Genomic DNA, 24899 nt, shown 5'->3' on the forward strand with positions numbered 1-24899 from the left:
CCCGCGATCGTCTCAACATTCGCAACATTGGCGGTGCCGCATGACCGTGTCCGCCACCGAAGCCCCGCTCGACGTCGTCGCGGACTTTCCCGCGATCCCCGACGGTTGGGCCTATCTCGACACCGCCGCCACCGCGCAGAAGCCGCGCGCGGTGATCGACGCGATCGCGCGCGGCTACGACACCACCTACGCCACCGTCCATCGCGGCGTGTACCAGCGGTCGGCCGACATGACGCTCGCCTATGAGGCCGCACGCGGCACCGTGGCGCGCTTCGTGGGCGCGAAGCCGGACGAGATCGTGTTCGTGCGCGGCGCGACGGAGGGGATCAACCTCGTCGCCAACAGCTGGGCGGCGAACCAGCTGAAGGCCGGCGACCGCATCCTCCTGTCGCAGCTGGAGCATCACAGCAACATCGTGCCGTGGCAGATGGTGGCGGAACGGGTCGGCGCCGCGATCGACGTCGTGCCGCTGACCGACGATCACCGCATCGACCTGGACGCGATGGCCGCGATGATCCGGCCGGAACACAAACTGGTCGCGCTGGCGCATGTCTCGAACGTGCTCGGCTCGGTGCTCGACGTGGAGCGCGCCTGCACGATCGCGCATTCGGTCGGCGCACACATCCTGATCGACGGATGCCAGGCGGTTGCGCGGCTGCCGGTCGACGTGGCCGCGCTGGGCTGCGATTTCTACGTCTTTTCCGGCCACAAGCTCTACGGCCCGACCGGCATCGGCGTGCTGTGGGCGCGGGGCGAACTGCTCGACGCGATGCCGCCGTACCAGGGCGGCGGGTCGATGATCGACCGCGTGTCGTTCGAACGCACCACCTACGCCCCCGCGCCGACCCGGTTCGAGGCGGGCACGCCGCATATCGTCGGCGCGCTGGGGCTGGCGGCGGCGGTCGATTACGTGACCGGCATCGGCCTGTCGCGCATCCACGCGCACGAAACCGCGCTGGTCGCGGATGCGCGCGCGGCGCTGTCGCGGATCAATTCGCTGCGCCTGTTCGGGCCGGCGGATTCGGCCGGGATCGTCTCCTTCGCGCTGCAGGGGGTGCATCCGCACGACATCGGCACCATCTTGGACGAACATCGCGTGGCGATCCGCGCCGGCCATCATTGCGCGCAGCCGCTGATGGGGGTGCTGGGGGTGGAGGCGACCGCGCGCGCCAGCTTCGGCGTCTATAACGGCGCGGCCGATATCGACGCGTTGGTCGCGGGCATGGAACGGGTAGTGAGGATTTTCGGATGAGCGACCCCATCAAGGTCGAGGAAGTGGACACCGTCGCGCCGCCGCCGCGCGCGCGCGTCGAGGATGCGGCGGAGGGATCGCCCCCCGCCCGCGAGCCCGCCCGCGAGCGCGACTATCTGGCCGGTTTCCTGGCGCAGAAACCCGCGTCGGACGGCGCCCCCCACGAACCGGGCGGCGCGCTGTACGAAGGTGTGATCGACGCGCTCAAGGACATTTTCGACCCCGAGATCCCGGTCAACATCTACGACCTGGGGCTGATCTACGGTGTCGAGGTGACCGATGCGGGCCATGCCGTCGTCACCATGACGCTGACGACGCCGCATTGCCCTGTCGCCGAATCCATGCCGGGCGAGGTGGAGATGCGCGTAGCCGCGGTGCCGGGCATCGCCTTTGCCGACGTCAACCTCGTCTGGGACCCGCCCTGGGATCCGCAGAAGATGTCGGACGATGCCAAGCTCGAACTGGGGATGCTGTAATGGCCACCGTCGCCCGCCCGCGCCCCGCGGCGCTCAACCTCACCGCCACCGCCGAGGCGCGCATCGCCGAACTGATGGGCAAGGCGCCGGAAGGCGCGATCGGTGTCAAGCTGTCGACCCCGCGCCGCGGCTGTTCCGGCCTTGCCTATTCGGTCGATTACGTGACCGAGGCGACGCCGTTCGACGAGGTGATCGAGACACCCGGCGGCACGCTCTATGTCGACGGCGCGTCGATCCTGTACCTGATCGGCTCGACGATGAACTGGGTGGAGGACGATTTCACCGCCGGCTTCGTGTTCGACAATCCCAATGCCAAGGGCGCGTGCGGCTGCGGGGAAAGCTTCACCGTCTGACCGGCACGCGGACCCGCCCGGCCGCTCCCGCGTTCCCCCGTCATGCGGGCAAATCTTTCCTCCGCCGATTTCTGGCGTGAATTCCGGCGCGACTGGTGGGGTATGCTGCGGCGCGCCTACACCGCGTCGAACGACGACAACCTCGGGCTGATCGCGGCGGGCACCGCCTTCTACGCCTTTTCCTCGATCGCGCCGATCCTGGCCGCGTCGGTGCTCACCTACGGCCTGATAGCGGATGCGCAGACGGTACAGGCGAACATCCGCGTGCTGTTCGACCTGCTGCCCGCCGATGCCGCGCGGCTGATCGGGCAGCAGATGGACATGGTAGTCTCCGGCAGCGAGGGGAAGAAGGGGCTCGGTCTCGTCATCGCGCTGGTGATCGCGATCTACGGCGGCAGCCGCGCCGCCACCGCGATGATGACCGCGCTCAACGTCGCCTACGAGGCGAAGGAGAAGCGCAACTATCTCGTCTGGATGCTGACCGCCTTCGCGGTCGTGGCGGGCGGGGTGGTGCTGATGCTGGTCGGGGTCAGTTCCAGCACGGTCACCGCCTTCCTGGGCAACCTCATCCCCGGCACTCCCGCGATCGTGCGTACCGCGATCGGGCTGTGCACCTACCTGCTGATGGCGGCGGTGGCGGTGACCGGTGCGTCGCTGCTGTTCCGCTTCGCGCCGTATCGGCCGCGCGCCCGGCTGCGCTGGGGCACGCCGGGCGCGGTGCTGGCGACGATCGTGTGGCTGGCGGCGACCACGGGGTTCAGCATCTATGTCGTGAACTTCGGCAATTACGGCGCCACCTATGGGTCGCTGGGGGCGATCGTGGTGCTGCTGACGTGGCTGTGGCTCAGCGCCTATGCGTTCCTGCTGGGCGCCGCGCTCGACGTGCAGCTCTACCGCGCCTGCCACGCTTCGCCGGTGGAGGGGGCGCCGCCCGCAGCCACCCCGCCGCCGCTCGCGGCGGACAGCGGCCTGCTCGCCACCGCTGGCCTCGCCGCGCTGGGTCTTGCGTTGTTCGCGTGGCGCGCGCGCAGCAGGTGACAAGCGCGCCGCGCTGTGGCTAGGCTCGCCAGCGACATCGCCGCTGGGGGGACGATCTTGACCGTTACGAACGACACCGCGCGCGGGCCGCTGGCGCATGCCATCGTCGACACCTTGGTCCACCGCATCGGCAAGGACGAACATGCCGCGCTGCCTCACGACTGGCTCGCCGCGACGATCCTGACCGTCCGTAACGAGATCGTCGAACGCTGGATGGATTCCACCCGCGCCGCGCATGCCGCGGGGGCCAAGCGCGTCTATTACCTCAGCCTGGAATTCCTGATCGGGCGGCTGCTGCGCGACGCGCTCGCCAATCTGGCGCGCCGTGACGAGGTGGCCGAGGCGCTGGCGCAGCTGGGCGTCGCGCTGCCGGAGCTGGAGGAGATCGAAAGCGACGCCGCACTGGGCAACGGCGGCCTCGGGCGGCTGGCGGCGTGCTTCATGGAAAGCCTCGCGACGCTAGACCTGCCTGCTTATGGCTACGGCATCCGCTACGTGAACGGCATGTTCCGCCAGCGGATCGACGACGGCTGGCAGACCGAACTGCCCGAAACCTGGCTGGCGCACGGCAATCCGTGGGAATTCGAACGGCGCGAAAGCGCTTATTTCGTCGGCTTCGGCGGGGAAGTGATCGGCACCGAACAGGGCGTCGTGCAATGGGTCCCGGCCGAGGCGGTGGAGGCGGTCGCGGTCGACACGCCGGTCGTCGGGTGGCGCGCGCGCCGCGTGAATACGCTGCGGCTGTGGACCGCGATCAGCCTCGATCCGTTCAAGCTCGACGCGTTCAACCGCGGCGATTTCCAGGGCGCGCTGGCGGACCAGCTGCGCGCCGAAACGCTGGTGCGCGTCCTCTATCCCAACGATTCCACCGCCGCCGGGCAGGAATTGCGGCTGCGGCAGGAATATTTCTTCTCCTCCGCCTCGATCCAGGACATCGTGCGCCGGCACGTCCAGTATTTCGGCGATATCCGCACGCTGCCGGACAAGGCGGCAATCCAGCTCAACGATACCCATCCGGCGGTGTCGGTCGCCGAACTGATGCGGCTGCTCATCGACCATCACGACCTGTCGTTCGACGAGGCCTGGGGGATCACCCAGAAGACGTTCGGCTACACCAACCACACATTGCTGCCCGAGGCGCTGGAAAGCTGGCCGCTGCCGCTGTTCGAGCGGCTGCTGCCGCGCCACATGCAGCTGGTCTATGCGATCAACGCCCGCCTGCTGCGCGAGGCGCGCAAGGCCGATGGCGTGGACGAGCGCGCGATCGCCGCGATCAGCCTGATCGACGAGGGCGGGGAACGCCGCGTGCGCATGGCCAACCTGGCCTTTGCCGGCGCGCACAGCGTCAACGGCGTCGCGGCGCTGCATACGCAGCTGATGAAGAGCACCGTCTTCGCCGACCTGCACCGCCTGTATCCCGACCGGATCAACAACAAGACCAACGGCATCACCCCGCGTCGCTGGTTGCAGGAATGCAATCCGGGGCTGACCGCCCTGGTGCGTGAGGCGATCGGCGACGGCTTTTCCGACGATGCGCTGAAACTGACCGCGCTGGTGCCGATGGCCGACGATGCGTCGTTCCGCGAACGCTTCGCCGCGATCAAGCGCGCGAACAAGGTGGCGCTGGTGCATCACCTGCGCGACGCCATGGGGCTGCGGCTCGATCCCGACGCGCTGTTCGACGTGCAGATCAAGCGCATCCACGAATACAAGCGGCAGCTGCTCAACATCATCGAGACGGTCGCGCTCTACGACCAGATCCGCAGCCACCCCGAACGCGACTGGGTGCCGCGCGTGAAGCTGTTCGCCGGGAAGGCCGCGTCCAGCTATCACAATGCCAAGCTCATCATCAAACTGGCCAACGACGTCGCGCGGCGCGTCAATTCCGATCCGTCGATCGACGGGCTGCTGAAGGTCGCGTTCGTCCCCAATTACAACGTCAGCCTGGCCGAGCGGATGGTGCCGGCCGCCGATCTGTCCGAACAGATCTCCACCGCCGGCATGGAGGCATCGGGCACCGGCAACATGAAGTTCGCGCTCAACGGCGCGCTGACGATCGGGACGCTCGACGGCGCGAACATCGAGATCAAGGATCATGTCGGCGACGACCATATCGTCATCTTCGGCCTGACCGCGGACGAGGTCGCGGCCAAGCGCGCCGACGGCTACCGCCCGCGCGAGGTGATCGAGGGGTCGAAAGAATTGTCGCAGGCGGTGAACGCTATCGCTTCCGGAGTGTTCTCTCCCGATGACCCCAACCGTTACCGCGATCTGATGAACGGCCTGTACGACAGCGACTGGTTCATGGTCGTTGCCGATTTCGATTCGTATACGGCGGCGCAGCGGCAGGTCGATGCGCGCTGGGCGGACCGTGACCGCTGGCGGCGCTCTACCATCCTCAACGTCGCGAACATGGGCTGGTTCTCGTCCGATCGCACCATTGCGGAATATGCGCGCGAGATCTGGGGCGTGATGTGAAGCCCCCCGCGGCCGCGATCAGGGCGCTGCTGGACGGGACCAGCGACGATCCGTTCGCCCTGTTGGGGCCGCATGAGGGGCCGGCCGGACTCTTTGCGCGAGCGTGGATACCCGGGGCGGATACGGTGGGGGCGCATGATCTGTCGGGCAAGCCGCTGGGCACGCTCGACCGGGTCGACGACGCCGGCCTGTTCGAAGGGGTCATCGACGGCCCGCGCCAGCCGCTGCGCTATCGCGCGCAGGGCGGCGGCGCCGAATGGTGGGTCGGCGATCCGTACAGCTACGGCCCCGTGCTGGGGCCGGTCGACGACTTCCTGATGAACGAGGGGACGCACACCCGGCTGTACGACAAGCTGGGTGCGCATCTGATCGAGCATGAGGGCGCGGCCGGGGTCCATTTCGCGGTCTGGGCGCCGAATGCGCGGCGCGTCGCGCTGGTTGGCGACTTCAACGACTGGGACGCGCGCCGGCACATCATGCGGCGGCGCGGCGATACCGGGGTGTGGGAAATTTTCCTGCCCGACATCGGTGCCGGGCGTGCCTACAAGTTCTCGATCATCGGGCCGGACGGGACGCTCCAGCCGCTCAAGGCCGATCCCTTCGCCTTCGCCACCGAATTGCGGCCGAAGACCGCGTCGGTGACCGCCGCGCCGCTGGCGCACGAATGGGGCGATGCCGCGCACCGCGCCGCCTGGGCCGCGGTCGATCCGCGCCGCGTGCCGATCAGCATCTACGAGGTCCATGCCGGGTCGTGGGACCGCGACGAAAACGGCTGGTTCCTGTCGTGGGACCAACTGGCGGAACGGCTGATCCCCTATGTCGTGTCGATGGGGTTCACCCACATCGAATTCATGCCGGTGTCCGAACACCCCTATGATCCCAGCTGGGGCTATCAGACGACCGGGCTGTATGCGCCCAGCGCGCGGTTCGGCGATGTGGAGGGGTTCGCGCGCTTCGTCGACGGCGCGCATCGCGCCGGGCTGGGCGTGCTGATCGACTGGGTGCCGGCGCATTTCCCGGTCGATGCGCATGGCCTGTCGCGCTTCGACGGCACCGCGCTCTACGAACATGACGATCCGCGGCTCGGCTTCCACCCCGACTGGAACACCGCGATCTACAATTTCGGACGGCGCGAGGTGGCGGCGTTCCTGGCCAACAATGCGCTGTTCTGGGCCGATCGCTATCATGTCGACGGGCTGCGCGTCGATGCGGTCGCCTCGATGCTGTACCGCGACTATTCGCGCCCCGCGGGCGAGTGGATCCCCAACGAGGCCGGCGGGCGCGAGAATTGGGAGGCGGTGGACTTCCTGCGCCAGACCAATCGCGCCGTCTATGCGCAACATCCCGGCGTCTTCACCGTCGCGGAGGAATCGACGAGCTGGCCCGGCGTGACGACACCCGCCTTTGCGGAAGGGCCGCGCGAAAGCCTGGGGTTCGGGTTCAAGTGGAACATGGGCTGGATGCACGACACGCTCCAGTACATGGCGCGCGAGCCGGTGCACCGCCGGCATCACCATCACGAAATCACCTTCGGGCTGGTCTATGCCTTTACCGAGAATTTCGTGCTGCCGCTCAGCCATGACGAAGTGGTGCACGGCAAGGGATCGCTGCTCGCCAAGATGTCGGGCGACGACTGGCAGCAATTCGCCAACCTGCGCGCCTATTATGCGCTGATGTGGGGCTATCCGGGCAAGAAGCTGCTGTTCATGGGGCAGGAATTCGCGCAGCGCCGCGAATGGAGCGAGGAACGCGCGCTCGACTGGCATCTGACCCGCTCGGCCGCGCACGACGGGGTGCGCAAGCTGGTGCGCGACCTCAACCAGCTCTACCGCACCCGCCCCGCGCTCCACGCGCGCGACTGCGAGGGCGAGGGGTTCGAATGGCTGATCGCCGACGATGCCGACCAGTCGGTGTTCGCCTGGCTGCGCCGCGCGCCGGGTGCGCCGCCGGTCGCGGTGGTGGTCAACATGACGCCCGTCGCGCGGATGCCGTACCGCGTGCCGCTGCCGCATGACGGGCGCTGGCGCGAGATACTCAACACCGACGCGCACGATTACTGGGGCTCGGGCCTGGGAAATCTGGGCGGCGTCGTGGCAAGCGACGGGGGCGCGCACGTGACGCTGCCCGCGCTCGGCACGGTAATGCTGGAATTTGAACCGGCGTGATATTGGGGAGAGGCGACGTGGACGAACGACGGGGGCAGCCGCTGGCACGCGATGCCATGGCCTATGTGCTGGCCGGCGGGCGCGGCAGCCGGCTGAAGGAGCTGACCGACACGCGCGCCAAGCCGGCGGTCTATTTCGGGGGCAAGAGCCGGATCATCGACTTCGCGCTGTCGAACGCGCTCAATTCGGGCATCCGCCGCATCGGCGTGGCGACCCAGTACAAGGCGCATTCGCTGATCCGCCACCTTCAGCGCGGCTGGAACTTCCTGCGCCCGGAACGCAACGAAAGCTTCGACATCCTGCCCGCCAGCCAGCGGATCAGCGAATTCCAATGGTATGAGGGGACCGCCGACGCGGTCTACCAGAACATCGACATTATCGAGGATATCGCGCCGGAATACATGGTCATCCTGGCCGGCGACCATATCTACAAGATGGATTACGAGATCATGCTGCGCCAGCATGTCGACAGCGGTGCCGACGTCACCGTCGCCTGCATGGAGGTGCCGCGGATGGAGGCGGTCGCGTTCGGCGTGATGCACGTCGACGCGAACGACCGCATCGTAGATTTCGTCGAGAAGCCCGCCGATCCCCCCGCGATCCCCGGCCAGCCCGACGTCGCGCTCGCCAGCCTGGGCATCTACGTCTTCCATACCCGCACGCTGATCGAGGAGCTGCGCCGCGACGCCGCCGATCCCAACTCCAGCCGCGATTTCGGCAAGGACATCATCCCGCATCTGGTGAAGGGCGCCAAGGCGGTCGCGCACCGCTTCTCCGCCAGCTGCGTGCGCTCGCCCGAGGAACCCGCCGCCTATTGGCGCGACGTCGGCACCGTCGATGCCTATTGGGAAGCGAACATCGACCTGACCGACGTCGTGCCGCAGCTCGACCTCTACGACCGCGAATGGCCGCTGTGGACCTATGCCGAGCTGACCCCGCCCGCCAAGTTCGTCCATGACGAGGAAGGGCGCCGCGGCCAGGCGGTGTCCAGCCTGATCTCCGGCGACTGCATCATCTCCGGCGCCAGCATCCACCGCAGCCTGGTGTCGACCGGCACCCGCGCGCGCAGCTTCTCCTCGCTCGATGAGGCGGTCGTGCTGCCCTATTGCAAGATCGGGCGCGGTGCGCGGCTGTCGCGCGTCGTGATCGACCGCGGCGTGGTGATCCCCGACGGGCTGGTGGTGGGTGAGGATGCGGACCTCGACGCCCGCCGTTTCCGCCGCACCGACAAGGGCGTCTGCCTCATCACCCAGCCGATGATCGACGCGCTCGGATGACGATGCGGTGGTCCGTGCGTACCGCCGCCGGTTCGTGCCGCGCCGCTGGCGGCGGCCGCGCGCGATGACCATCGCGGCCCTGTCCGTCGCGTCGGAGGCGTATCCGCTGGTCAAGACCGGCGGGCTCGCGGACGTGGTCGGCGCGCTGCCCGCCGCGCTCGCGCCGCACGACGTCGCGGTCACGACCTTGCTGCCCGGCTATCCCGCGGTTCTGCGCTCGCTCGACAAGCCGCGCGCTATCCACCGCTGGCCCAGCCTGATGGGCACGCCCGCGCGGCTGCTGGCGGGCACGCTCGACGGCACGCATCCGCTGCTGGTGCTGGAGGCGCCGGCGCTGTTCGCGCGCGACGGCGGCCTGTACACCGATGCGCTGGGGCGCGACTGGGACGACAACTGGCGCCGCTTCGCCGCGCTGTCGCGTGCCGCCGCGGACCTGGCGTCCGGCGTGGTCAGGGGGCGGCGGTTCGACATCCTGCATGCACATGACTGGCAGGCCGCGCTCGCCGCCGCCTATCTGCGCTACGCCCCCGGTCCGGGCACTCCGGCGCGCACGGTGGTGACGGTTCACAATATTGCCTTCCAGGGCCGCTACGACGCGGCGGTGTTCCCCGACCTCGATCTTCCCGCCGAAGCGTTCGCGATCGACGGCGTCGAATATTACGGCGGCGTCGGCCTGCTGAAGGGCGGGCTGGAAAGCGCCGACGCGATCACCACCGTCAGCCCCACCTACGCGCGCGAGATACTGGACCCCGCATTCGGCATGGGGCTGGAGGGGCTGGTCGCTGCCCATGCCGCGCGCGTTACCGGCATCGTCAACGGCATCGACCCGGCGGTGTGGAACCCGGCGACCGACACGGCGCTGGCCGCGCGCTATACCGATCGCACCCTGTCGCGCCGACCTGCGAACAAGCGCGCGGTGGAGGCGCAATTCGCGCTGGATGCCGGCGACGGCCCGCTGTTCACCGTCATCAGCCGGCTGACGTGGCAGAAGGGGATGGACGTGCTGGCCGAATGCGTCGACGCGCTGGTCGCGGCGGGCGGGCGGCTGGCACTGCTCGGCTCGGGCGACGCGGCGCTCGAACATGCCTTCCGCCTTGCCGCGGATCGCCATCCGGGGCGCATCGGCGTGCGCATTGGCTATGACGAACCGTTGTCGCACCTGTTGCAAGGCGGGGCGGATGCCATCCTGATCCCGTCGCGGTTCGAACCGTGCGGGCTGACCCAGCTGTACGGCCTGGCCTATGGCTGCGTACCCGTCGTCGCGCGTACCGGCGGGTTGGCCGATACGGTGATCGACGCCAACGAAGCCGCGCTCGACGCGGGCGTGGCGACCGGGGTACAGTTCAACCACGTGTCGCGCGACGCGCTGGATACGGCGATCGCGCGCACCATCGCGCTGCACGCGACGCCGGATCGCTGGGCGATGATCCAGCGGCGCGGGATGCGCAGCGATTTTTCCTGGGCGAAGAGCGGCCTGCGCTACGCCCAACTCTACCGGGGGCTTTGCACCGAATGATCCGTACCGTCCCGACCCAGCCGTTCAGCGATCAGAAGCCGGGCACGTCCGGCCTGCGCAAGAAGGTGAAGGTATTCCAGCAGCCCAACTATGCCGAAAACTTCATCCAGTCGGTGTTCGACGTGGTGGAGGGGAAAGAGGGTTCGACGCTGGTGATCGGTGGCGACGGCCGCTACCTCAACCGCACCGTCATCCAGACCGCGATCCGCATGGCCGCCGCCGCCGGCTTCGCGCGCGTCGTGGTGGGGCAGGGGGGCATCCTGTCCACCCCCGCCGCGTCCCACCTGATCCGGCGGCGCGGCGCGCTGGGCGGGCTGGTGCTGTCGGCCAGCCACAATCCCGGCGGCCCGGACGAGGATTTCGGCATCAAATACAATGTCGCCAACGGCGGCCCCGCCCCGGAAAAGGTGACCGAGGCGATCCACGCGCGCACGCTGTCGATCACCGAATGGCACGCGGCGAGCGGCCCCGACGTCGATCTCGACACCTTGGGCGAGGTGACGGTGGAGGGGATGACGGTCGAGATCGTCGATCCCGTTGCCGATTACGCCGCGCTGATGGAATCGTTGTTTGATTTCGACGCGATCCGCGCCGCCGGGCTGACCATCGCGTTCGACGCGATGAGCGCGGTCACCGGGCCGTATGCGACCGAGATTCTCGAACGCCGGCTGGGCTTCGCGCCCGGCACGGTGCGCAACGGCGTTCCGCTGGAGGATTTCGGCGGGCATCACCCCGACCCCAATCTGGTCCATGCGCGCGACCTGTACGATCTGATGATGTCCGCCGACGCGCCCGATTTCGGCGCCGCGTCGGACGGCGACGGCGATCGCAACCTCATCATCGGTCGGGGACGCTTCGTCACCCCGTCGGACAGCCTGGCCATGCTCGCCGCCAACGCGCACCTTGCCCCCGGCTATGCCGCCGGGCTGAACGGGATCGCGCGGTCGATGCCGACCAGCGCCGCCGCCGATCGCGTCGCCGCCGCGCTCGGCATCCCGGCGTTCGAAACCCCGACGGGCTGGAAGTTCTTCGGCAACCTGCTCGACGCCGGCATGGCGACGATCTGCGGCGAGGAAAGCGCGGGCACCGGCAGCGACCATGTCCGTGAAAAGGACGGGCTGTGGGCGGTGCTGCTGTGGCTCAACATGCTGGCCGCGACGGGCAAGAGCGTTGATGAGATCGCGCGCGATCACTGGGCGCGGTTCGGCCGCAATTATTACGCGCGGCACGATTATGAGGGCGTGGACAGCGCCGCCGCCGACGCGCTGATGGCCGCGTTGCGCGCCGATCTGCCGGTGCTGCCGGGGCGGCGCTACGGCCCGCTGACCGTCGCGGCGGCGGACGACTTCGCCTATCGCGATCCCACCGACGATTCGGTCAGCGCCAACCAGGGCGTGCGCGTGCTGTTCGACGGCGGAAGCCGCGTCGTCTTCCGCCTGTCGGGCACCGGCACCAGCGGCGCCACGCTGCGCGTCTATCTGGAACGTTACGAGCCGGCGGACGGCTATCTCGATACCGATACCGGCACGATGCTGGCCGACATCGTCGCCGCGGCGGAGGAGATCGCCGGGATCGCGCGCCACACCGGCCGCACCCGGCCCGACGTGGTGACGTGACCGCGACGATCGCGGGCGACGCCGTCGCCTTTTCGGTGCGCAGCCCGCGTGCCGATGCGGTCTGGTTGTGCCTGTTCGACGAGGATGGCGGTGAAGGCCGCATCCCGATGCAGCGCGACGGCGACGACTGGCGCGTCACCGTTCCGGGGATCGGGGAGGGCGCGCGCTACGGCTTGCGCGCCGACGGCCCGCCGCCGTTCGACGTGGCGAAGCTGCTGGTCGATCCCGCGGCGGTGACGCTCGATCGCCCGTTTGCCTATGACCCCCTGCTCGGCATCGTCGGGCAGGATACCGCCGCGCTGGTGCCGCGCGCGGTCGTCACCGCGCCGCTGCCCGCGCTTGACCTGCCGCCGCTGTTCGAACCGGGCGGCGTGATCTACGAACTCAACGTCCGCGGCTTCACGATGCGGCATCCCGACGTGCCCGCGGCTCAGCGCGGGACGATCGCAGCGCTGGCGCATCCCGCGGTGATCGCGCATCTGCGCCATATCGGGGTCGATGCGGTCGAACTGATGCCCATCGTCGCGTGGATCGACGAACGCCATCTGCCCCCGCTCGGGCTGTCGAACGCCTGGGGCTACAACCCGGTCGTGCCGATGGCACTCGATCCGCGCCTGGCGCCCGGCGGCATCGCCGAACTGCGCGCCACGGTCGCGGCGCTGCGCGCGGCCGGGATCGGGGTGATCCTCGACCTCGTGTTCAACCATACCGGCGAAAGCGACCTGCTGGGGCCGACGCTGTCGCTGCGCGGGCTGGACGATGCGGCCTATGCGCGCGCGCCCGATGGCACGCTCATCAACGATGCCGGAACCGGCAATACGCTCGATTTCGCGAACCCGGCGGTGCGGCGGCTGTTCCTGGCCTCGCTGCGGCATTTCGTGACCCAGGCGGGGGTCGACGGCTTCCGCTTCGATCTGGCGACCGTGCTGGCGCGCGGGCCGGGGTTCGACGCGGCCGCGCCGGTCTTTGCGGAGATCGCCGCCGATCCGCTGCTGGCGCGCCGCGTGATGATCGCCGAGCCATGGGATACCGGGCCGGGCGGCTATCAATTGGGCGCCTTTCCCGACGGCTGGCTGGAATGGAACGACCGCTTCCGCGACGACGTGCGCCGCTTCTGGCGCGGCGATGGCGGGGCGGGGGCGCTGGCTACGCGGCTGGCGGGGTCGAGCGACGTGTTCGGCGCGCATCGCACCCGCAGCGTCAATTTCGTCGCCGCGCATGACGGCTTCACCCTCGCCGACACGGTCCGCTACGCCGAACGCCGCAACCACGCTAATGGCGAGGACAATCGCGACGGCCATCATGGGGAAGTGTGCTGGATCAGCGCCGACCCTCATGCCGACGCGCGTGCGCTGCTGGCGACGCTGTTCGCATCGCGGGGAACGATCCTGTTATGCGCCGGGGACGAATTCGGCCGGACGCAGCGAGGCAACAACAATGCCTATGCGCAGGACAATGACGTCACCTGGATCGACTGGACGGGCCGCGACCGCGATCTGGAGGCGTTCGTGGCGCGTCTGTCCGCGCTTCGTCGCGATGCGTCCGTCCTGCGCACCGCGGCATTTCGTCACGATCTGGGGTGGTTTTCGCTCGACGGGACGCCCTTGGACGACGCCGACTGGGCGTGCGCACCGGGCTTCGTGATGGTGCTCGACGACGTGCGCGTGACGGTCGATCGCGCCGCGCGGCTGGTTACGATCGCGGACGGGCGTCGCGCGTCGCCTCGCTGACGCGCAAAAGCTCCGCGTCGGTCAGCGGCTTGGCGAACTCGCACCCGAACAGCTCGCCTTCGCCCCACACGATCCGCGCGTGCCGGATCAGCTCGCCGGGCAGCGACAGGTTCAACACCGACCCCACCCGCAACTCCACCCCGGCTCGCACCCGCACCCCCAGGTGCGACACGTCCACCACCGTCACCGGCAACGCCACCCGCGCCACCGCCCGGCAATCCGCGGCCAACCTTTTGTCGGCCCGCTGTTCGTGATCGTCGATCTTCGCCTGTGCCATGCCCGTCACGATAGCGGGCGGCGGTAAAGAAGAGGTGAGCGTGGCGCGCCCGCCATGCTTAACCGGCGGCCCGGCGGGTCGGCCGAAAATTCTGTTTTGTAGACAGCGTCATAGTAGTTTTCGAAGCGGGTCTTAGGGGGCTGTTAAGTCCGCCTGCTTACCGGTCTCCCGTGTCTCAGGGGCCACTGGCGGTCCCGCAATCTTCCGGGGGAATATGCAGCGTTTTCATAGCGGATCGGGTCGCCGTCACGCGGCGACCAAGGCCAGCCTGCGCCGTACCATTTCGGCATCCGCATTGGTCGCGACCATCGTGGCCGGCGCGGTGGCCGCCCATGCGACGCCGGCCGTCTTCTTTAACGCCGATCTTGTCGCCGGTGAGCAGACCTTCCGCGACACCGCCGCCGCCGCCGACGCTGCCTATAACGCCGCCAATTCCGGCGCGACGCAGAGTTCCTCGATCTTCCGGATCGACCTGACCAACACCACGGGCGCCAATTTCTCGGTCACCAATGGCGGCACCACCGTCTATGTCACGACGACGCGCGGCGGATCGGCCGCGACGAACAACAGCAACGGCGACGAAGGGGGTAACGGCTTCACCAACTGGAGCGTCAGCTACGCCGCGGGCAACTTCAACTCGGCGATCACTGCCGGTTACACGCTCTCGTTCTTCTCGGATGCTGCGCGCACCACGGCATATAATGTCAATGCCGTGGGCCTTCACGTGTCGGACTGGGGCACGTGCTGCACCACCGGCAATACGGTGCCCGGCGGCGGCACCGCCAATGCGTCGCAAATCTACATGATGTTCAACGGCTCCACCCCGCTGCTGGTCGGCGGGATCAGCACGCCGATCCGCGGCGAGGAGCATTTCGTCGCCGCGATCGACGACCGCAACAGTTTCAACCGCGTCACGCTGGTACCGAATGGCAGCGGTGAAGCCTTTGGCGCGGGCGGCGTGCTGGTCTTCTCCACGCTCCAGCTGAACAGCGTTCCCGCCAATTCGTCGGTGGTCACGCTGCCCGGTGGCAGCACCCCCTCGGTACCCGATATCGGCGGCGCGGGTGCGACCTATACCGATGCGCAGCTGATCGCGGGCGCAGTGTCGTCGGTGTTCGACGGCGGTACGCTGGCCTCCACCTCGTCGATGACGCTGGGGACGAACTTCACCATCCGCAATCCCGGCGGCACGATCGACACCGGCGCCAATGACCTGACGCTCAACGGCACGATCGCCAACGCTTCCGGCGCATCGGGCGGGCTGGCCAAGACCGGCAGCGGCACGCTGACGTTGACCGGAGCGAACAGCTATTCGGGCGGCACGACGGTCAGCGGCGGCACGTTGGTCGGCACGACCACCTCGCTGCAGGGCAATATCGTCGACAATGCGGCGGTCACGTTCGACCAGTCCGCTAACGGCACCTACGTCGGCACGATCAGCGGCACCGGTACGGTGACGAAATCCGGCACCGGCAACCTGACGGTGACCGCGCCGCAGACCTATACCGGCGCGACGACGATCGCCGGCGGTACGCTGTCGCTGGGCGGTAACGGCAGCATCGGCAACTCGCAAACGGTCGCGGTCGGCGGTACGCTGGACGCCAGCGGCCACAATGGCGACGTGTCGCTGCGGTCGGTGTCGGGCAACGGCACGGTGGCGCTGGGGGCGAACGGGCTGGTCCTGACGGCGGCGGCCGATCGCTTCGACGGCAGCATCGGCGGGAGCGGCGGCGTCACGGTCGCGGGCGGTACGCAGCGGCTGGCCGGAACCAACGCCTATACCGGCCGCACCACCATCGCGAGCGGCGCGACGCTGGGGCTGATCGGCAACGGCAGCGTGGCGAGCTCCAGCGGCGTGACGAACAACGGCGTGCTCGACATCGCCGGCCACACCGGCGCCGCCTCGATCCGTACCCTCAGCGGTTCCGGCACGGTGGCGCTGGGCGGCAACGGTCTGGTCCTGACGGCAGCGGCCGATCGCTTCGACGGCAGCATCGGCGGCACCGGCGGTGTGACGATTGCAGGCGGCGCGCAGCAGCTGGCGGGCAGCAACGGTTACACCGGCCGCACCGTCATCGTGAGCGGCGCTAGCCTGGGGTTGACCGGCAACGGCAGCGTCGCGACGTCGAGTGGCGTCACGGCCAACGGCACGTTCGATATTGCCGGCCACAACGGCGCCGCCTCGATCCGAACGCTGGACGGTGCCGGCACGGTCGCACTTGGCGCGAACGGTTTGATCCTGACGGCGGCGGCGGACCACTTCGACGGTAGCATCGGCGGCACCGGCGGTGTGGCCGTCACCGGCGGTGCGCAGCAGCTGGCCGGCACCAACGGCTACACCGGTCGCACGACGATCGCGCAGGGTGCGACGCTGGGGCTGACGGGTGATGGTAGCGTCGCCGCATCGAGCGGCGTTACGGCCAACGGCGCGTTCGATATTGCCGGCCACAACGGCGCCGCCTCGATCCGCACACTGGACGGTGCCGGCACGGTGGCGCTGGGCGGCAACGCGCTGGTCCTGACGGCGGCGGCGGACCGCTTCGACGGTAGCATCGGCGGGACCGGCGGCTTGACTGTCTCGGGCGGCACGCAGCAGCTGGCCGGAAACAACGGCTATACTGGCCGCACCACGATCGCGCAGGGCGCGACGCTTGGGCTGACCGGTGACGGCAGCGTCGCCAATTCCAGCGGCGTCACGGCCAACGGTACGTTCGATATTGCGGGCCACAACGGTGCCGCCTCGATCGGCACGCTCGACGGTGCCGGCACGGTCGCGCTTGGCGCGAACGGTCTGATCCTGACGGCGGCGGCGGACCACTTCGACGGTAGCATCGGCGGCACCGGCGGTGTGGCCGTCACCGGCGGTACGCAGCAGCTGGCCGGCACCAACGGCTACACCGGTCGCACGACGATCGCGCAGGATGCGACGCTGGGGCTGACGGGTGATGGTAGCGTCGCGGCATCGAGCGGCGTCACGGCCAACGGCGCGTTCGATATTGCGGGCCACAACGGCGCCGCCTCGATCCTCACGCTGGACGGCAACGGCACGGTGGCGCTGGGCGGAAACGGTCTGGTCCTGACGGCGGCGGCGGACCGCTTCGACGGCAGCATCGGCGGCACCGGCGGTGTGACTGTCTCGGGCGGCGCGCAGCAGCTGGCCGGCAACAACGGCTATACTGGCCGCACCACGATCGCGCAGGGCGCGACGCTGGGGCTGACCGGTGACGGCAGCGTCGCCAATTCCAGCGGCGTCACGGCCAACGGCGCGTTCGACATTGCCGGCCACAACGGCGCCGCCTCGATCCGCACGCTCGACGGTGCCGGCACGGTCGCGCTTGGCGCGAACGGTCTGATCCTGACGGCGGCGGCGGATCGCTTCGATGGCAGCATCGGCGGGACCGGCGGTGTGACCGTCGCGGGCGGCACGCAGCAGCTGGCCGGCAACAACGGCTACACTGGTCGCACGACGATCGCGCAGGGCGCGACGCTGGGGCTGACGGGCGACGGCAGCGTCGCGGCGTCGAGCGGCGTCACGGCCAACGGCGCGTTCGATATTGCGGGCCACAACGGCGCCGCCTCGATCCGCACGCTGGACGGTGCCGGCACGGTTGCGCTGGGCGCGAACGGTCTGGTCCTGACGGCGGCGGCGGACCGCTTCGACGGCAGCATCGGCGGGACCGGCGGTGTGGCCGTCACCGGCGGTACGCAGCAGCTGGCCGGAAACAACGGCTACACCGGCCGCACCACGATCGCGCAGGGCGCGACGCTCGGGCTGACGAACGACGGCAGCATTGCGGCGTCGAGCGGCGTCACGGCGAACGGCGCGTTCGACATTGCGGGCCACAATGGCGCGGCGTCGATCCGTACCCTCGACGGCGCTGGCACGGTCGCGCTGGGCGGCAATGGGCTGGTCCTGACGGCGGCGGCCGATCGCTTCGACGGCAGCATCGGCGGGACCGGCGGTGTGGCCGTCACCGGCGGTACGCAGCAGCTGGCGGGCGTCAACAGCTATACCGGCGGGACGCTAATTTCGCAGGGTGCCGGGCTGGTCGTCAGCGGCGGACAGGCGCTGGCGGATGCGGGCGCGCTGCACAATGACGGTACGTTCGAACTGCAATCCTCCGAGCAGGTCGGCGCGATCAGCGGCAGCGGCGCGATCCGCCTGACCGGCGGCACGCTGACCACCGGCAACGGCGGCGCCACGATCTACCGCGGTGCGATCTCCGGCAACGGCGGCCTGACCAAGATCGGCGACGGAGTACTGGCACTGGCGGGCGACAATACCATGACCGGCGGCCTCACCGTCGCCGGCGGGGTGGTGGCGGTGGAACGTGCCGCCAACCTGGGCGGCGGCACGGTGACGATCGGGGCCGCGACGCTGGCGACGGTCGGCGATATCGTCACCGACCGTGCCGTCGTGCTGACCGATGCGAACAGCGCGATCGACACGCTGGGCCACGACGTCACGCTGAACGGCGTCGTCTCCGGGACAGGCAAGCTCAACAAGCTGGGTTCGGGCACGCTGACCCTGACGGGTGCCAATACGCAGAACGGCATCAATGTCGGCGGCGGCACGCTGGCCTTCACCTCGGATGCCGCGCTGGGCGCAGCCGGCGGGGTGGTGACGATCCAGGACAACACCGTCCTGCGCACGCTGGCCGACATGACCATCGCGCATGCGATCGAGGTCAACAATACCAAGCTGGCAGCGTTCGATACCGGCACGCACGACGTCACCATCGCCGGCAACATCCAGGGTTCGGGCATCGTCCAGAAGATCGGCGCGGGCACGCTGACGCTGACCGGCGCGAACAGCCAGGTCGTCATCGACGTGCTGGGCGGTCGCCTGCTGGCGACGCAGCAATCGGCGCTGGGCGCTGCGGGCGGCGATATCTTCCTGCGCCAGGACAGCCGCTTCTCGGCCGGATCGGACATGACGGTGACGCAGGACCTGCACGTCACCGGCAGCAACGCGGTGCTGGACACCGGGGCCAGTACCGTCCGCCTGACCGGCGACGTCGACGGCAGCGACTGCCTCATCAAGCAGGGCGTGGGTCAGCTGAACCTGCTGTCGGTCGCCAGCAATGCGGTGGGCGCCTGCATCCAGCAGGGCACGCTGAGCTTCAACAACGCCTTCACCGGCAATGTGTGGGTGGATCGTGACGGCGCCGCCGCCGGATCGGGCATGGTCAACGGCGGCATGGAAGTGCGCGGCGTGCTGGCCCCGGGCAATTCGCCGGGCCGCCTGGTCGTCAACGGCAGCGTCACGCAGTTCGCGGGCAGCACCTTCGCGGTCGACGTCGACGGCACGACGGCGGGGATCGGCGCGGGCCATTACGACACGCTGGTGCTGAACGGCGCGAACAGCGTGTACACCGCGGCGGGCACGATCGCGCCGAAGCTGCGCGGCATCACCGGCGATGCCACCAACAGCTTCACCCCCACCATCGGGCAGATGTTCCCGGTCGTCACTGCGGAGGGCGGCGTCACCGGCAGCTATGCCGGGCTGACCCAGCCGGCCAGCGGGCTGGCGCCCAACAGCCGCTTCGACGTGCTGTACCGGCCGAACGCGGTCATCCTGACGATCACTGCGGCCAGCTATGGCACGCTGTTCCAGGGGGTGAACGGCAATGCCGCCAGCACCGGTACCGCGGTGGACGGCTTCCGCGCCGCGGCGGGCGTGCGCGACGCCAGCAACAAGGGCACGTTCGCCAACGGCCTGATGGGCCTGTCGACCGACCAGCTGGGCCGCACCCTGACCCAGGCGTCTGGCGAGATCTACGCCGATGCGATGGACACGGTGGTGCAGGGCAGCCGCGTCACGCGCAACAGCGTGTCCGATCACATGCTGGACCGCGCGTCGGCCGGCACGGCGGCGGACGAGCAGGCGCTCAGCCGGCGGCTGTGGGGCACGATCGCGGGCGTGCGGCAGAACGTCAGCGGCGACGGCTTCGGCCAGGGCTATCGCGGCACCGGCACGATCATGACGATCGGCATGGACACGACCGTGTCCGACACCGCGATCGTCGGCGGCGGCCTGTCCTATGCCCGTACCAACGCCTCGGCGATGGATCAGGGCCAGGGCCGGATGAACAGCTATCAGCTGCTCGCCTATGCCCAGTGGCGCAGCGGGCTGCTGTACGCCAACGGCGTCGTGACCAGCGGGCTGGACCGCTACAAGGTGTCGCGCAAGGTCGATCTGGCCACCGGGACCGATCGCCTCTCGGCGCTGCCGCGCGGCACGTCCGTGGGCGGGGACCTGGAACTGGGCGCTCGACTGGGCGGGGGCCGCACGACGATCATGCCCGCGGTCGGCGTCGCCTATGACCGGATCCAGCGCGAGGCGCTGGCTGAGCGGGGCGGCTCCATCACCGCGCTCACCGCGCAGACCGACCGGCGCGAGGCGGTGCAACTGCGCGCCGGTGCGCGGCTCGCCACCAGCTTCGACCTGGGCGGGGCGCAGGTGCGGCCCTATGCCTCGGCCTTTGCGGTGCGCGAGGTGGGCGATGCCTATGCCACGATCAACCCGACGCTGTATGGGCAGCGCTTCGCCGTGCGCGCCGCCAATGCCGGGGATACCGCGTTCCGCGGCGCGGTGGGCGTCGATGCGACGGTGACGCCGGGGGTCAGCCTGCGGGCCAGCTATCGCTATGGCGATGCGGCGGGTTCCGACAGCAGCACCTATACCGGCGGGATCAGCGTTCGCTGGTAAGCCCGGCGCCCGGCCGCGGCGCTGGTCGCGGCCGGGCGATGTGATACGAAGGGACGGCGCGGGATGATGACCGGACGACATGTGATGACGGCGCTGCTGGGTGCGGCGGCGATGGTGGCACCGGCGCTGGCGCACGCGCAGACCTCGGCCCCAACCCCGGCCGCCCCGGTGGTGCAGGGTTCCGACCGCCCTTTCCAGGCGTGGAACCTGCATTGCGAGACCCGCACCGATCCGGCGCCGCGCGTCCGCATCTGTGGCCTGATGTCGACCGTGACGCTGCAGGACGACACGGGCGCCAGAAACGTCGCGCTCCAGTTCATGCTCCGCTCCCTGCCGGGCGGGAAGGGCTGGCAATTGTCGGTCGACACGCCGATCGGCGTCTGGCTGCCCGATGGCGTGCAACTGGTCCGCCAGGGCAAGGAACTGGTCCGGCTGCCGTTCGTCGCCTGCCAGCCCAAGGGGTGCCAGGCCGGCGCCATGCTGACCCCCGCGCAATTCGCCGCCCTCGTCGCGGTGACCGACCAGGCCGACGCGGTCTACCGCCTCCAGATCCGCCAGACCGTCACGCTCACCTTCTCGATGCTCGGCTTCGCCGATGGCGCGGCGGCGCTGGCGAAGAGCGCGGGCTGACGGGGGCGGGGCGGGGTTGTAGTGTCGGTGTCGTTTCGATGCGCGGCTCCGTGGGAGGGGCGGCCGATGGAGAGGATCATGCCGATGATCCTGATGAGTTTCGATCCGCGCCCCCGCGTGAGGGGCGACACCCATTCCAGCACCGACAGCGACTTACCCACGTTGTTTCGATCCACGCCCCCGCGTGAGGGGCGACGTCCACAGCTGCGCCATCAGTCGTCCTTTGCCTGGTTTCGATCCACGCCCCCGCGTGAGGGGCGACCCGCTGCTGGTCCTGCGGGCAAGAAACGATGACGGTTTCGATCCACGCCCCCGCGTGAGGGGCGACCGGCAACGTCGATCTGATCGTCGTCAACGGCTCGTTTCGATCCACGCCCCCGCGTGAGGGGCGACAAGTCGCCCGCCGCCTGGCGCTCCTGGTAATTGTAGTTTCGATCCACGCCCCCGCGTGAGGGGCGACCACCGCGGATGCACCACGATATCGTAGGATTGCATGTTTCGATCCACGCCCCCGCGTGAGGGGCGACGCGATGTCCTGGTCACGGGCAACGTCATGGTCATGGTTTCGATCCACGCCCCCGCGTGAGGGGCGACGCACCCGCACAGCGTCCGGGCACAGCGGGCGCAGTTTCGATCCACGCCCCCGCGTGAGGGGCGACGCGTTCTGCTTGCGTGCCATGTCGTCTCTCCATGTTTCGATCCACGCCCCCGCGTGAGGGGCGACGTTGCGGGCGGTAGTGGCCGCCGTCTGGATCGTGGTTTCGATCCACGCCCCCGCGTGAGGGGCGACAGCGACACCCCGCGCACCGTCAGGTCCTTACGGGTTTCGATCCACGCCCCCGCGTGAGGGGCGACTTGGCCGCCTTGTCCTGCCAGTCGCTGACCTGCCGTTTCGATCCACGCCCCCGCGTGAGGGGCGACGCCTGCGAGATCGCCGTCTTCAGCAGCGTCTCCGTGTTTCGATCCACGCCCCCGCGTGAGGGGCGACATCGGAATGGACGCTGCAAACGCAACACAAGGCCGTTTCGATCCACGCCCCCGCGTGAGGGGCGACTGTCTCCCGTCCGGCGGGGCGCCAGGTGTGGGAGTTTCGATCCACGCCCCCGCGTGAGGGGCGACCGCCGGTGGAGACGGTCGGCTTCATCACCAACAACGTTTCGATCCACGCCCCCGCGTGAGGGGCGACGCGATCGGCCAGCTCGGCTTGCGACAGGCCGCGGTTTCGATCCACGCCCCCGCGTGAGGGGCGACACCCGGTTCTTGGGCAAGTCGCCCGACGGGATGTTTCGATCCACGCCCCCGCGTGAGGGGCGACGAGGACACCGCTATGCGGCTGATCGCCCAGGCATGGTTTCGATCCACGCCCCCGCGTGAGGGGCGACCTTCGACACCGCCTCGGCGCAGTCGTTCATCGGGTTTCGATCCACGCCCCCGCGTGAGGGGCGACGCCCAGGCCGGTCAGCACCAGGACGCCGGATACCAGGTTTCGATCCACGCCCCCGCGTGAGGGGCGACCTGGGCGCCAAACAACTTCTCGGTGACGGGCGCGCAGTTTCGATCCACGCCCCCGCGTGAGGGGCGACCAGCCGGACGGTAGCGCCACGGCGGCGGACGCCGTTTCGATCCACGCCCCCGCGTGAGGGGCGACCATCGTGGAAGGCGAGCGCCGCGTCGACAACGAGTTTCGATCCACGCCCCCGCGTGAGGGGCGACATAGAGCGGATACGACCGCAGCACGACGTCCATGTTTCGATCCACGCCCCCGCGTGAGGGGCGACGCCAGGCCGCGCTGAGCCTGGCCGACAATGCCTGTTTCGATCCACGCCCCCGCGTGAGGGGCGACGCCAGGTTCGTCGATGCGCATCCGCCGCGCGATGAGTTTCGATCCACGCCCCCGCGTGAGGGGCGACCTTGCGGAACAGGCCAGCGCCGCCCGTGGTGCCGTTTCGATCCACGCCCCCGCGTGAGGGGCGACGCACCGGCGGGGCCGTCAGTCGGGATGTTGTCGCGTTTCGATCCACGCCCCCGCGTGAGGGGCGACCACCATCACCGGGCGGCACAGGCGGTGGCAGTAGTTTCGATCCACGCCCCCGCGTGAGGGGCGACGTGGCGTCACGCGGCTTATCCTTCGTGATCGACAGTTTCGATCCACGCCCCCGCGTGAGGGGCGACCGGCGATGTCGAACTGCGTTTCGAGCGTCACCGCGTTTCGATCCACGCCCCCGCGTGAGGGGCGACGTTGGGCTTCAGCGGCCGGTCGCGATCGAAGATCGTTTCGATCCACGCCCCCGCGTGAGGGGCGACCGCGCTGATCGAGCAGCGGCTGGACGTGCTGGCGTTTCGATCCACGCCCCCGCGTGAGGGGCGACCCCGGACTGCCTCAGCCGACCTGTTGCCTCGGTGTTTCGATCCACGCCCCCGCGTGAGGGGCGACAGCAGCTGGCGCGCGATCGTGGACCGCGCCAGCTGTTTCGATCCACGCCCCCGCGTGAGGGGCGACCGCCGACGCCTTGTCGGAGCCGATCGCCGAGATGTTTCGATCCACGCCCCCGCGTGAGGGGCGACCCTGGCCTACCGCCTCGTAATAGTCGATCACGCGTTTCGATCCACGCCCCCGCGTGAGGGGCGACGGCCCGGCGCGATGCGAGCGCCTGACGAACGTCGGGGTTTCGATCCACGCCCCCGCGTGAGGGGCGACCACCAGCAGCGCCGGTCGTCCTGGCCGGTACACGTTTCGATCCACGCCCCCGCGTGAGGGGCGACCAGCACCGCATGATGCGGCGGCTTGACCGTGCTGGTTTCGATCCACGCCCCCGCGTGAGGGGCGACGCCCTCCAGCGAGATCGTCCCGCGTACCGACGTGTTTCGATCCACGCCCCCGCGTGAGGGGCGACGGTACCGCTAGTTTCACATTGAGAAACAACGCGCAATCCGCCGCTTTGCGCGAACCGCTTCGCGCGCGCGCCGGTGCGGCCCCGCCCCGGCTGAACCGCGACGGCGTGGCATCGGTATATCAACGACTTGGGCTGCGCGCGAATCTCCGGCTGGGGGGCGCGTCGCTTCCGGTTCGCGCGGCGCAGGCCTACAGGATGATCGCGCCGGTCAGGTCGGGCGCGGCCTTGGCGCCGACATGCTCGATCTTCATGCGCCCTTTCGCGCCCAGCGCGTAGAAGCGCAAGCTGTCCTTCGCGGGGTCGATCTCGTCCAGCAGCGCGGCGCGCAGCATCGCCCATTGCGCCGGGTCGACGTCGCATTCGAACACCGAATTCTGGACCCGCTGGCCGAAATCCTTGCACGTCCGCGCGACGCGGCGCAACCGGCGGCGGCCGGCGGGGTCCTCGGTTCCGACGTCATAGGTCACGAGCATCAGCATCGCGGC

14 protein-coding genes and 1 CRISPR repeat array are annotated in these 24899 nt (G+C 69.3%); of the genes, 12 read left to right on the forward strand and 2 right to left on the reverse strand.

Annotated features, from left to right (window positions below):
- The first annotated feature begins 40 nt into the window (after window positions 1-40).
- The 10 genes from COA07_RS10600 (at window position 41) to COA07_RS10645 (ending at window position 13901) form a co-directional block, all read left to right on the forward strand.
- On the forward strand, window positions 41-1252 hold the full coding sequence (locus COA07_RS10600) for a cysteine desulfurase (protein ID WP_066708470.1): 1212 nt from the start codon (window positions 41-43) through the stop codon (window positions 1250-1252).
- Window positions 1249-1728, forward strand: coding sequence for an SUF system Fe-S cluster assembly protein (locus tag COA07_RS10605; RefSeq protein ID WP_066708467.1), 480 nt, complete (start codon window positions 1249-1251; stop codon window positions 1726-1728). Before COA07_RS10600 ends, COA07_RS10605 begins: the two co-directional genes overlap by 4 nt.
- Window positions 1728-2081: a HesB/IscA family protein gene (locus COA07_RS10610; protein WP_066708464.1), complete on the forward strand. Its 354-nt coding sequence runs from the start codon at window positions 1728-1730 to the stop codon at window positions 2079-2081. Before COA07_RS10605 ends, COA07_RS10610 begins: the two co-directional genes overlap by 1 nt.
- Before the next feature lie 42 nt (window positions 2082-2123).
- Entirely contained in the window at window positions 2124-3119 is a 996-nt protein-coding gene (locus COA07_RS10615; protein WP_083956760.1) for a YihY/virulence factor BrkB family protein, read from the forward strand.
- 57 nt (window positions 3120-3176) lie between these two features.
- Window positions 3177-5597, forward strand: a complete 2421-nt coding sequence (locus COA07_RS10620; protein ID WP_373853873.1) for a glycogen/starch/alpha-glucan phosphorylase — start codon at window positions 3177-3179, stop codon at window positions 5595-5597.
- A complete protein-coding gene (glgB, locus tag COA07_RS10625) occupies window positions 5594-7762 on the forward strand; it encodes a 1,4-alpha-glucan branching protein GlgB (RefSeq protein ID WP_066708458.1) in 2169 nt (722 codons plus the stop codon). The genes COA07_RS10620 and glgB overlap by 4 nt, the downstream gene beginning before the upstream one ends.
- Window positions 7763-7779: 17 nt before the next feature.
- Window positions 7780-9039 (forward strand): glucose-1-phosphate adenylyltransferase, encoded by a 1260-nt coding sequence (glgC, locus tag COA07_RS10630; protein ID WP_066708455.1) that lies wholly within the window; start codon window positions 7780-7782, stop codon window positions 9037-9039.
- Between the two features lie 64 nt (window positions 9040-9103).
- Window positions 9104-10555, forward strand: coding sequence for a glycogen synthase GlgA (gene glgA, locus COA07_RS10635; protein ID WP_066708490.1), 1452 nt, complete (start codon window positions 9104-9106; stop codon window positions 10553-10555).
- Window positions 10552-12171 carry an alpha-D-glucose phosphate-specific phosphoglucomutase gene (locus COA07_RS10640; protein ID WP_066708452.1) on the forward strand — a complete coding sequence of 540 codons (1620 nt, stop codon included), beginning with the start codon at window positions 10552-10554 and terminating at the stop codon, window positions 12169-12171. The genes glgA and COA07_RS10640 overlap by 4 nt, the downstream gene beginning before the upstream one ends.
- Window positions 12168-13901, forward strand: a complete 1734-nt coding sequence (locus tag COA07_RS10645; protein ID WP_066708449.1) for a glycogen debranching protein — start codon at window positions 12168-12170, stop codon at window positions 13899-13901. The genes COA07_RS10640 and COA07_RS10645 overlap by 4 nt, the downstream gene beginning before the upstream one ends.
- On the opposite strand, the gene COA07_RS18285 is transcribed toward COA07_RS10645, so the two are convergent.
- Entirely contained in the window at window positions 13864-14178 is a 315-nt protein-coding gene (locus COA07_RS18285; RefSeq protein WP_066708448.1) for a PilZ domain-containing protein, read from the reverse strand. The genes COA07_RS10645 and COA07_RS18285 overlap by 38 nt on opposite strands.
- Window positions 14179-14392: 214 nt before the next feature.
- On the opposite strand from COA07_RS18285, the gene COA07_RS10655 reads away from it, so the two are divergent.
- Window positions 14393-20890: an autotransporter-associated beta strand repeat-containing protein gene (locus COA07_RS10655; protein ID WP_096640965.1), complete on the forward strand. Its 6498-nt coding sequence runs from the start codon at window positions 14393-14395 to the stop codon at window positions 20888-20890.
- A 66-nt stretch (window positions 20891-20956) separates the two neighbouring features.
- Window positions 20957-21520, forward strand: a complete 564-nt coding sequence (locus tag COA07_RS18810) for an invasion associated locus B family protein (RefSeq protein WP_425442596.1) — start codon at window positions 20957-20959, stop codon at window positions 21518-21520.
- A gap of 97 nt (window positions 21521-21617) precedes the next feature.
- Window positions 21618-24414: direct repeats of the CRISPR family, unit length 32 nt; unit sequence GTTTCGATCCACGCCCCCGCGTGAGGGGCGAC.
- 188 nt (window positions 24415-24602) lie between these two features.
- On the opposite strand, the gene cas2 is transcribed toward COA07_RS18810, so the two are convergent.
- Window positions 24603-24893, reverse strand: a complete 291-nt coding sequence (cas2, locus tag COA07_RS10665; protein WP_066710479.1) for a CRISPR-associated endonuclease Cas2 — start codon at window positions 24891-24893, stop codon at window positions 24603-24605.
- Window positions 24894-24899 lie beyond the last annotated feature (6 nt).

The sequence above is a fragment of the Sphingomonas adhaesiva genome (assembly GCF_002374855.1).
GTDB lineage: Bacteria > Pseudomonadota > Alphaproteobacteria > Sphingomonadales > Sphingomonadaceae > Sphingomonas > Sphingomonas adhaesiva.

Excerpts from the sequence above, each read along its gene's own strand:
- COA07_RS10600 (WP_066708470.1), top strand. The coding sequence starts at position 41 with ATGACCGTGTCCGCCACCGAAGCCCCGCTCGACGTCGTCGCGGACTTT.
- COA07_RS10605 (WP_066708467.1), top strand. The coding sequence starts at position 1,249 with ATGAGCGACCCCATCAAGGTCGAGGAAGTGGACACCGTCGCGCCGCCG.
- COA07_RS10610 (WP_066708464.1), top strand. The coding sequence starts at position 1,728 with ATGGCCACCGTCGCCCGCCCGCGCCCCGCGGCGCTCAACCTCACCGCC.
- COA07_RS10615 (WP_083956760.1), top strand. The coding sequence starts at position 2,124 with ATGCGGGCAAATCTTTCCTCCGCCGATTTCTGGCGTGAATTCCGGCGC.
- glgA (WP_066708490.1), top strand. The coding sequence starts at position 9,104 with ATGACCATCGCGGCCCTGTCCGTCGCGTCGGAGGCGTATCCGCTGGTC.
- COA07_RS10640 (WP_066708452.1), top strand. The coding sequence starts at position 10,552 with ATGATCCGTACCGTCCCGACCCAGCCGTTCAGCGATCAGAAGCCGGGC.
- COA07_RS18285 (WP_066708448.1), bottom strand. The coding sequence starts at position 14,178 with ATGGCACAGGCGAAGATCGACGATCACGAACAGCGGGCCGACAAAAGG.
- COA07_RS10655 (WP_096640965.1), top strand. The coding sequence starts at position 14,393 with ATGCAGCGTTTTCATAGCGGATCGGGTCGCCGTCACGCGGCGACCAAG.
- COA07_RS18810 (WP_425442596.1), top strand. The coding sequence starts at position 20,957 with ATGACCGGACGACATGTGATGACGGCGCTGCTGGGTGCGGCGGCGATG.
- cas2 (WP_066710479.1), bottom strand. The coding sequence starts at position 24,893 with ATGCTGATGCTCGTGACCTATGACGTCGGAACCGAGGACCCCGCCGGC.